This window comes from Pseudomonas sp. 39004, from assembly GCF_028682155.1.
Classification (GTDB): Bacteria; Pseudomonadota; Gammaproteobacteria; order Pseudomonadales; family Pseudomonadaceae; genus Aquipseudomonas; species Aquipseudomonas capeferrum.
In genome coordinates, this window is the sequence record NZ_JANIAG010000208.1 from 1 (window position 1) to 8,242 (window position 8,242).

9 protein-coding genes are annotated in these 8,242 nt (G+C 65.8%); 3 read left to right on the plus strand and 6 right to left on the minus strand.

Annotated features, from left to right (window positions below; genetic code table 11):
• Positions 1-110 precede the first annotated feature (110 nt).
• Positions 111-989, minus strand: coding sequence for a LysR family transcriptional regulator (locus NP534_RS23885; protein ID WP_274100339.1), 879 nt, complete (start codon positions 987-989; stop codon positions 111-113).
• A gap of 104 nt (positions 990-1,093) precedes the next feature.
• On the opposite strand from NP534_RS23885, the gene argC reads away from it, so the two are divergent.
• Both argC and NP534_RS23895 read left to right on the plus strand, forming a co-directional pair.
• A complete protein-coding gene (argC, locus tag NP534_RS23890) occupies positions 1,094-2,035 on the plus strand; it encodes an N-acetyl-gamma-glutamyl-phosphate reductase (RefSeq protein ID WP_274100340.1) in 942 nt (313 codons plus the stop codon).
• An 80-nt stretch (positions 2,036-2,115) separates the two neighbouring features.
• Positions 2,116-2,802 carry a GNAT family N-acetyltransferase gene (locus NP534_RS23895; protein ID WP_274100341.1) on the plus strand — a complete coding sequence of 229 codons (687 nt, stop codon included), beginning with the start codon at positions 2,116-2,118 and terminating at the stop codon, positions 2,800-2,802.
• 31 nt (positions 2,803-2,833) lie between these two features.
• Here the strand turns inward: NP534_RS23895 and NP534_RS23900 are convergent, their stop codons facing one another.
• From NP534_RS23900 to NP534_RS23920, 5 genes are read right to left on the minus strand one after another with little or no spacing between them, the layout of a single operon-like run.
• The gene (locus NP534_RS23900; protein ID WP_274100342.1) at positions 2,834-3,589 is read right to left on the minus strand and encodes an ABC transporter permease; all 756 of its coding nucleotides are present in this window, start codon (positions 3,587-3,589) and stop codon (positions 2,834-2,836) included.
• Positions 3,589-4,794, minus strand: a complete 1,206-nt coding sequence (locus NP534_RS23905; RefSeq protein WP_033697347.1) for an ABC transporter substrate-binding protein — start codon at positions 4,792-4,794, stop codon at positions 3,589-3,591. The genes NP534_RS23900 and NP534_RS23905 overlap by 1 nt, the downstream gene beginning before the upstream one ends.
• Positions 4,781-5,602, minus strand: coding sequence for an ABC transporter ATP-binding protein (locus NP534_RS23910; protein ID WP_047583895.1), 822 nt, complete (start codon positions 5,600-5,602; stop codon positions 4,781-4,783). Before NP534_RS23910 ends, NP534_RS23905 begins: the two co-directional genes overlap by 14 nt.
• Positions 5,599-6,663 (minus strand): acyl-CoA dehydrogenase family protein, encoded by a 1,065-nt coding sequence (locus NP534_RS23915; protein WP_043203150.1) that lies wholly within the window; start codon positions 6,661-6,663, stop codon positions 5,599-5,601. Before NP534_RS23915 ends, NP534_RS23910 begins: the two co-directional genes overlap by 4 nt.
• Positions 6,664-6,710: 47 nt before the next feature.
• Complete coding sequence (locus NP534_RS23920; protein ID WP_274100343.1) at positions 6,711-7,271, minus strand: carboxymuconolactone decarboxylase family protein; 561 nt, start codon at positions 7,269-7,271, stop codon at positions 6,711-6,713.
• A gap of 102 nt (positions 7,272-7,373) precedes the next feature.
• Between NP534_RS23920 and NP534_RS23925 the strand changes: the two genes are divergently transcribed.
• Positions 7,374-8,242: AraC family transcriptional regulator (locus tag NP534_RS23925; protein WP_274100344.1), on the plus strand; the 869-nt coding region annotated here is incomplete at its 3' end.

Genomic DNA, 8,242 nt, shown 5'->3' on the forward strand with positions numbered 1-8,242 from the left:
CGAGCTTCGCTCGCGATGCGCCGCGCGGGCGGCGCTCGATCTCACAGGCGCTGAAAGCATCATGGCATGCACCCGCCAGCCCTAATGCTTTCCCAGCGCCAGCAGGTGCCCTACAACAACCGCTCCAGCGCCTCCAGCACATACCCCGTGGCCCGCTCGACCTGCCCCTCTCGGCAGGCAATCCCCAACTGCCGCCACAACCCCGGACGCAACGGCCGGCGGGCAATACGCCGGTCCAGCTCCGCCGCGTCGCCCTCCTGCGGCAGCAACGTCGCACCGTACCCCGCCCCCACCAGGCTCTTGATCGCATCGTTGTAGTTCAGCTCGATGCGCGGTGGGGGGAACAACCCCGCCGCCGCGAACCACTCCCCCGTCACCCGCGACAACTGCGTGCTGCTGTCATTCAGAATCAACGCCCGCTGCGCCAACCATGCCGGCGTTACCTTGGCCGGCGGCTGCCAGTCGGCCGGCACGTAGGCCAGGATCGGGTCGCGCCGCCAAGGTGTGACCTTTAGCCCCTTGCCCGCAACTTGCGGCAAGGCCACCAGGCCAATGTCCAAGGCCCCCTCGCGCAGCCGCGCCAGTGACGCCTGGGAGGTCAGCACCTGGACCTGCACGTCGATCCCCGGGTGAGCCACACGCAAGTGTTCCAGCGCCTTGGGCAACAGGTGGGCGATGGCGCCGGTCGAGGCGCCCAACCGTACCCGGCCGGTCAGGCCTTCGACCTGACGGCGAACCTCTTCCAGGGCCAGGTCGGCGTCGGCCAGCAGGCGTCGGGCGCGGGCCAGTAACGTCTCACCAATGGCCGTAGGGCGCACCTGGCCACGGTTACGGGTGAGCAAGGGGGCGCCCACCCGCGCCTCCAGCTCGGCCACGTGCAGGCTGATGGTGGGCGGGGCCAGGTTGAGCCGGCGTGCGGCCTCGGCAAAAGAACCCAGGTCGGAGATTTCGACCAGGGTGCGGAGGCGGTCAAGGCTGATTTCGCGCATGGCATGCTTCAGTAAAAATGAACGTCAGCATCATGATATTCAAATTTCCTTTAGTCCAGCCGCAGGCGAGCATAGGCCATCTCTCCCCCGACCGGACCCCGACCATGCACACCCCTGTTGTCTTCATCGACGGTGACCAAGGCACCACTGGCCTGCAGATTCACGCGCGCCTGCACGGGCGCAGCGACTTGCGCCTGCTGACCCTGCCCGAAGCCGAGCGCAAGCACCCACAACGCCGCGCCGAAGCGATCAATAGCGCCGACATCGCCGTACTCTGCCTGCCCGATGACGCAGCGCGCGAAGCCGTGGCGGCGATCCATAACCCGCAAGTACGGGTTATCGACGCCAGTTCCGCCCACCGCACCAGCCCAGGTTGGGTCTATGGCCTGCCGGAGCTGGATGAACAGCAAGCCGAGCGTATCGCCCACAGCAAGCGTGTCAGCAACCCTGGCTGCTACCCCACAGGTGCAATCGCCTTGCTGCGCCCGCTGATCAGCGCCGGGCTGTTGCCAGCCGACTACCCACTGAGCATTCATGCCATCTCGGGCTACTCCGGTGGCGGCCGCGCGGCGGTCGAGCGCCATGAGCAGCCAAGTACCGAGAAAACCCCGACCTTGCAAATGTATGGCCTGGAGCTGGCGCACAAGCATGTGCCGGAGATCCAACAGCACGCCGGGCTGTCGGCGCGGCCAGTGTTCATGCCCGGCTACGGCGCCTATCGCCAGGGCATCGTCCTCAGCATCCCGTTGCAACTGCGCCTGCTGCCCGGCCAGGTCAGCGCCGAACAGCTGCATGCCTGCCTGCAACAGCACTATGAAGGGGCTCGCCACGTGCAACTGATGCCCCTGCATCAGCAAGGCCCGGCGGCGGCGCTCGACCCCGAAGCGCTGAACGACAGCAATGACCTGCGCCTGGCGCTGTACGCCAACCCGGAGCATGGCCAGGTATTGCTGACTGCGGTGTTCGACAACCTTGGCAAGGGCGCCTCCGGGGCGGCGGTGCAAAACCTCGAGCTGATGCTCGCGGCGCTACACGCGCAAGGCTGATTCGGCAAAACCGGTTAGACTGTACTACCCGCGTCAGCAAGGCGCGGGTTGTATTCCTACCCGCCGGAGCCCGCCCCCCGATGTTCATCCTGAGCCGCCTCGACAGCGTGCCGCCCGAGTCTTTCCAGAACCAGATCCGTGAGCTGGTGATCAACCACGTCGGCGAATTGAGCAGCGTTGCCATTCTTGCCGACAACCCGCTGTATCCGCTGTACCAGTACGGTGTCGGGATGGAGGTGCACCAGTACCTGCAGGCCATGGACGGTACCGGTGGCCTGTCGGTGACGCTGACCTTGGCGCTGGATGCCGACGCCCCGGACCAGTTGCTCGGCTTCGCCCTGGCGTTGCCGGCGGATGACGACCCGGCCACCTGCGCGCTGGCGTTTCTCGCCGTGCGCGCCAGCCATCGCCGCCAAGGTATCGCCCGCGCCCTGCTGGCTGACCTGCAGGCGCGCCACACCTGCGTCGAACTGAACACCTTCGCCGGCCAGGTACCCTGGTTCGAAGCGATGGGCATGCAGGTGGTGGCGGCCAACGGGCCGCAGGTGCTGATGAGCAGCACCGGGCAAGCCAGCGGGGCGTTGATTGGCCGGCTGGATATCGGGCCGATCTACCAGACCACCGAGGTGCACCAGATCCATACCTACCTGCTCAACCAGCAGGGCGAGGATGCGATGATCGAGGCCGAGCAGATGCGCGACGAGCGGCTGGACGAGCTGGCTGTTCAGGCGCAGGCCTGTGTAAGGCAGCGCAAGACCGTGCATTGATACGGGGGCCGCACAGCGGCCCCTACTGTTTTCAGCCATGCACCCAGCGCCGATGCAAGCCACGCGCCAGGGCATCGAGCATGAACCCCAGCACGCCGATCAGCAGCACCATCGCCATCAGCTCCGAATACGCCAGCCGGTCGCGGGTGTCGAGAATGAAATACCCCAACCCCGCACTGACCCCCAGCATCTCGCACGGCACCAGCACGATCCACAGGATGCCGATGGCCAGACGCACACCGGTCAGCACATGGCCGATCACCCCCGGCACGATCACCTTGCACAACGTCTCCCAGCGCGTGGCACTCAAGCTGCGGCTCAGTTGCAACCAGCGCGGGTCGAGCTGGCGCACGCCCGCAGCGGTGTTGAGCAGAATCGGCCACAGCGCGGCGAAGGCCAGCAGGAAATAGATCGGCTGGTCGCCCACCCCCATCAGCATCACCACCACCGGCATCCACGACAGCGGCGAAATCATCCGCAGAAACTGGAAGGCCGGCGTGGTCGCCGCCTCCAGGTGCCGGTAGCTGCCCACCAGCAAACCGAGTGGTACGCCGATCAACAGCGCCAACAGCAGCCCGATCAAAATACGTTTGAGGCTGACCCAGACGTGGCCGTAGACCTCGCCCTGCCCCAGCAGCTCGACCAGGCTGGCCAGGGTGGCCTCGGGCGCGAAGCGCGCCGACAGGCCGTCGGCCTCGCCAAACAGCGCCACACCTGCCCACCACACCAGCAGCAACAGCAACAGCCCGGCCAAGCCCAGGCCGGTATGAACCACATGCTTGCCCATCAGACCGCGAACTCCTCGCTACGCTCGAAGCTGTCGGCAATGCCGAACACCGATGGCCCGCCAACGGCGGCGATGGCGTTGCGCACGAAGCGGTCATCGACCAGGTCGCGGGCGGTTTGCGCCGGGTCCAGGCCTGCGAGAAAACCACTGTCGCCTTCGATCAACGTGCGCTGCAGGCGCTTGACCAGCTCCTCGGTGTAGCTGGGGAACGGGTAAGGCTGGAAGTCGATACGCCGCTCGTCCCACTGCTGGTGCTGGATCGCACCACTGGCGATATAGGCTGCGCGATCCTCGGCGGCTGGGGCCAGGACTTTGCTCAGCACCGCAGGTTCGTGCGGGGTGTACTTGTTGGGGCCGGCCTTGGACAACAATGCGGCGGCTTCGGCGCGGTGCTCGCGGGTCCATTGCTGGGCCTTGACGATGGCGTTGACTACCTTCTGCGACCACTCCGGGCGGTTGTTGAGGTCGTGCTCGTGCATGAACACCACGCAGCAGGCGTGGTTGCGCCAGACATCGCCGGTAAACCGCTGCACACGGCCAACCTTGAGGTTTTCGGCCAGGGCGTTGAACGGTTCGGCGACGATATAACCAGCGATACGCTTGCTGGCTAGTGCCGGGGGCATGTCGGACGGCGGCAGCACCAGCAGGTTGACTTCGTTGGCCGCAAGCTGCGTATTGACCGGTTTGGACACCGGGGTCAGGCCGTTATCGTTGAGCATCTGCTGCAGCACGACGTTATGGATCGAGTACCAGAACGGGATAGCCACGGTCTTGCCGCCCAGTTGCTTCATGTCGGTGATGTCGGGCGCTACGGTCAGGCCCGAACCGCCGACATGGTTCCAGGCCACGACCTTGGCCGGCACCTTGCTGGCGTAGCGCGCCCATACGGTCATTGGCGACAACAGATGGATCACGTTGACCTGGCCGGAGATGAACGCCTCGATCACCTGCGCCCAACTGCGCAGCAGCACCGGGCGCTCGGCCTTGATGCCTTCGGCCTCGAACAGGCCATTGTTGTGCGCCACCAGCAACGGCGTAGCGTCGGTGATCGGCAAGTAGCCGATGCGCACCGGCGCGTCCGGTTCGGCGGCAGCGCGGGCTTGCAAGCTCGACAGCAACGGCAAGGCACCGGCGGCAGTGAGCATGGCGCCAAGCTTGAGGAAGTCGCGACGCGACGAAGCAGAACAGCAGTCATCCATGCACATGGACAGCCTCCGAGGGCAAGGGGGTTGGGGAAGGTTCGACTGTGCGGCTTGCCCGCCGAAGGGTTTTGACGATCTCGATGCGCAGGGCGCCCAGTTCCTCGACCCGGTGCGTGCGCGGCTGCGGCAGGTCGATACACCACTGGCCGAGGATATGCGCTGGGTGGTTGCCCAGTAGCAGGACCCGGTCGGACAGCAGCAGGGCTTCGTCGATATCGTGGGTGATCAGCACCGCCGCAGTATTGTGGGTGGCGATCAGTTGCAGCAGCAGTTGCTGCATGTCGGCGCGGGTCACTTCGTCGAGGGCGCCGAACGGCTCGTCAAGCAACAGCACTTCAGGTTGACGCGCCAGACAGCGGGCCAGCGCCGTGCGTTGGGCCATGCCACCGGACAACTGCGCCGGGTACTGGTTGCGCGCATGGGCCAGGCCCACGGCGGCAATCGCATGGTCGATGCGCGCACGCCGCTCGCTGGCCGCCAATTTAGGCTGGCGGGCAAAGTCCAGGCCGAAGGCGACGTTCTTCTCAAGGCTCAACCAGGGCAGCAGGCTGGGGTCCTGGAAGGCCACCGCTAGGCGCGGATGCGGCCCTTGCAGCGGCTCGCCGCGCAGCGTCACGCTACCGCCACGCGGTGCCTGAAGGCCGGCCAGCACCCGCAACAGGCTGGACTTGCCGACACCACTGGGGCCCAGGATGCTCACCACCTCGCCCGGCGCCAGCTGCAGGTCGAACTGTGCCAGCACCTCTTGCCAGCCCCCCTCGCGGGGGTAGCCCAGGCTGATGGCACGGGCGTCGAGCAGTACCTCGCTCATGCGGCGCCCGCCTGGCGTTGCAGTTCGGCGCGCAGTTGCACCAGGCTCGGCGTCACGATCGGCACGAACGCCGACTCGCGCCAACGGCGGGCGAAGCCTTCGCCATACTCACTGAGGTAGGCCTTGCCGCCACTGGCCTGCAGCTCCAACTGCACCGCGTCGGCAGCGCATTCGGCGAGGGTGATGCGCAGTTTGAACAGCGCCGCCGGCTGCTGCAGGAAACGCTCGTCGAGCAGGCCCTGCTTGAGTTCGCTTACGGTGTTTTCCAGGCGCGCCTTCAGCACCTGGCCGGCCTCGTCGAGGAACGAGCCACGGCCTTGCAGGTGTGCCGCCACCTCATCCAGTGCCCGCCGGGCCAGGCCGATGGCCATGCCGCATTGCAGTGCCAGGAAGGCCGGGCGCACCTTGGGCAGGAACGCGCGGGCATTCTCGTGCAGCAGCCACTCGCGGCCCAGCTCGACCTGGTGGAACGCCAGTGCGGCGGTATTGCTCGATTGCAGCCCCATCAGTTGCAGGTCGTCCGAGCGCTCCAACCCTTGCGCCTCGGATGGAATGGCCACCACGAACGGTGCCCCTTCGGCATCCCCCTCGATGGCTGCCGCCACCACAAAACCGCTCTTGCGCAGGTTGGTCACCCAATGCAGCCGGCCTTCAAGCTGCCACCCGTCGCGGCTCTGGCGGCCTCGCACCTGCAGGCTCTCGATGCCGGAGAGAAACTTCATGGCATTGGACAGCCCGGTTGCACCGGCCAGCTCGCCCGTCAACAGGCGCGGCAACAGGCGCTCGCGCAGCAGCTGGTTGGGGCTTTGCAGCAGGTATTCGATGAAGGCGCGCTGGCCCCAGCAGACGAACGCCGCCGCCAATGAACGGCTGGCAATGGCCGCGATCGCTTCGACCGCGTCGCTCACCTGCCCGCCCGTGCCGCCCTGGGCCGGATCGACGCCGACGCGCAGCACTTGCGCTTCGGCGATGTGCGCCAGGACCAGGTGCGGGTCGCACACGCCTTGGTCGATTGCCTCGGCGTTGGCATCCAGCCATTGCCGAAATGCGGGATCAAGCATGTCTCTACTCCTTTGAAAACGCCGGCGTGGTCGGCACCACACTTGGCTTACGCAGACGGCTGCCAGCGGTACTTGCTGAGTTCGTCGTTGAGCGGTGTCTGGGCGAAGACATTAGCAAAGTTGCACAAGGTTGCGAGGCTCACGCCAAGAATCACCTCCAGGGCGTTGCCTTCGCTGAAGCCGGCATCGCGAAATGCCTGGTAGGTGGGCTCGCTGACGTTGCCACGGGTGGCGATCACTTCACGGGCAAACGCGGCCAGGGTTTCGTAGCGGGCATCGGGCAGTTCGCCACGGGCGCGCAGCGCATCGACCACGTCCTGGGGCAGCTTGGCCTTGTTCAAGGCCACCGCAGTGTGGCCGGCGACGCAGAAGTCACAGCCATGCTGGGTAGCGGCAATCAGCTGCACCACCTCTCGCTCGGCCAGGGTCAGCTCGGACATGCCATTGAGCGCCGACACGGTCACGTACGTTTCCAGGGCGGCCGGGGCGTTGGCCAGCACGCCCAGCAGGTTGGGGATGAAGCCGGAATTCTTCTGGGCGTTCTCGAGGAATGGACGGGCCGCTTCCGGGGCGCTCTGCAGAGTGTGTAAAGTAATGCGCGAGGACATGGAGTGGTCTCCTGTGGTGGGTGTCCTTACAGTCTGTTGGTTATAAGAATTCGCCTCCATATTCATCAGTCGCCTTTCCTTGCTCCTGAGTCTTTGCATTAGATGATTTCGTCCAGCCACCTTGTCGATTGGTTATTAGAAGGCCTGGAGCTCGATGCCAGCCTGTTTCATGTCGGCCGCTACTGCGGTGGCTGGCACGCCAGCACCCAGGGCATGGGCCGCGCCAGCTTCCACTTGGTGGTGCAAGGATATTGCTGGCTGCACATCGACGGCCAGCCGCAACCGGTGCGCCTGAAGAAGGGAGATGCAGTATTCCTGTTGCGCGACCTTGCCTATCGCTTCTCCAGCGAGCAGGACCCGGTCGACGCCTGCGCCCAACCGCGTCAGGCCATGCAGGCACTGGATAGCGAAGCCCGCGACGGCGTCGGGCTGGTTTGTGGCTTCTTCCATTTCCAGTCCGGCCTTTCTTCACTGATTGTCGAAGGCCTCGCCGACTGGATCCTGCTGCGCGCCGAAGACCCCGCCGGCAGTGCAGCGCGGGCGCTGTTCGAGCTGATTCTGGAAGAATGTCGGCGCACCGCCGGCCCGTCACAGACGTTGCTGGAGCGGCTGACGCACCTGTTGTTCCTGTACGTGCTGCGCCAGCAGGTCAATGCCGGGCAGTCACTGGGCGGGCTGGTCGCCCTCGCCCGCCAGCCGGCGTTTGCCGGGCTGCTGGAACAGTTGATCGAGCAACCGGGGCAAGCCTGGACACTGGAGAGCATGGCCGCCTGCACCGGCTTGTCGCGGTCGGCGTTTTTCAAGCGTTTCAATGAACTGGCCGGGCAATCTCCGGGGCAAGTGCTGCTGGCGCTGCGCATGCGCCATGCCAGTCAGCTGCTACGGGCGGGCAATACCGTGGAGCAAGTGGGCGCGCAGGTGGGGTACCAATCGGTGGCGGCGTTTACCCGGGCCTTTGCCAAGGCGGTGGG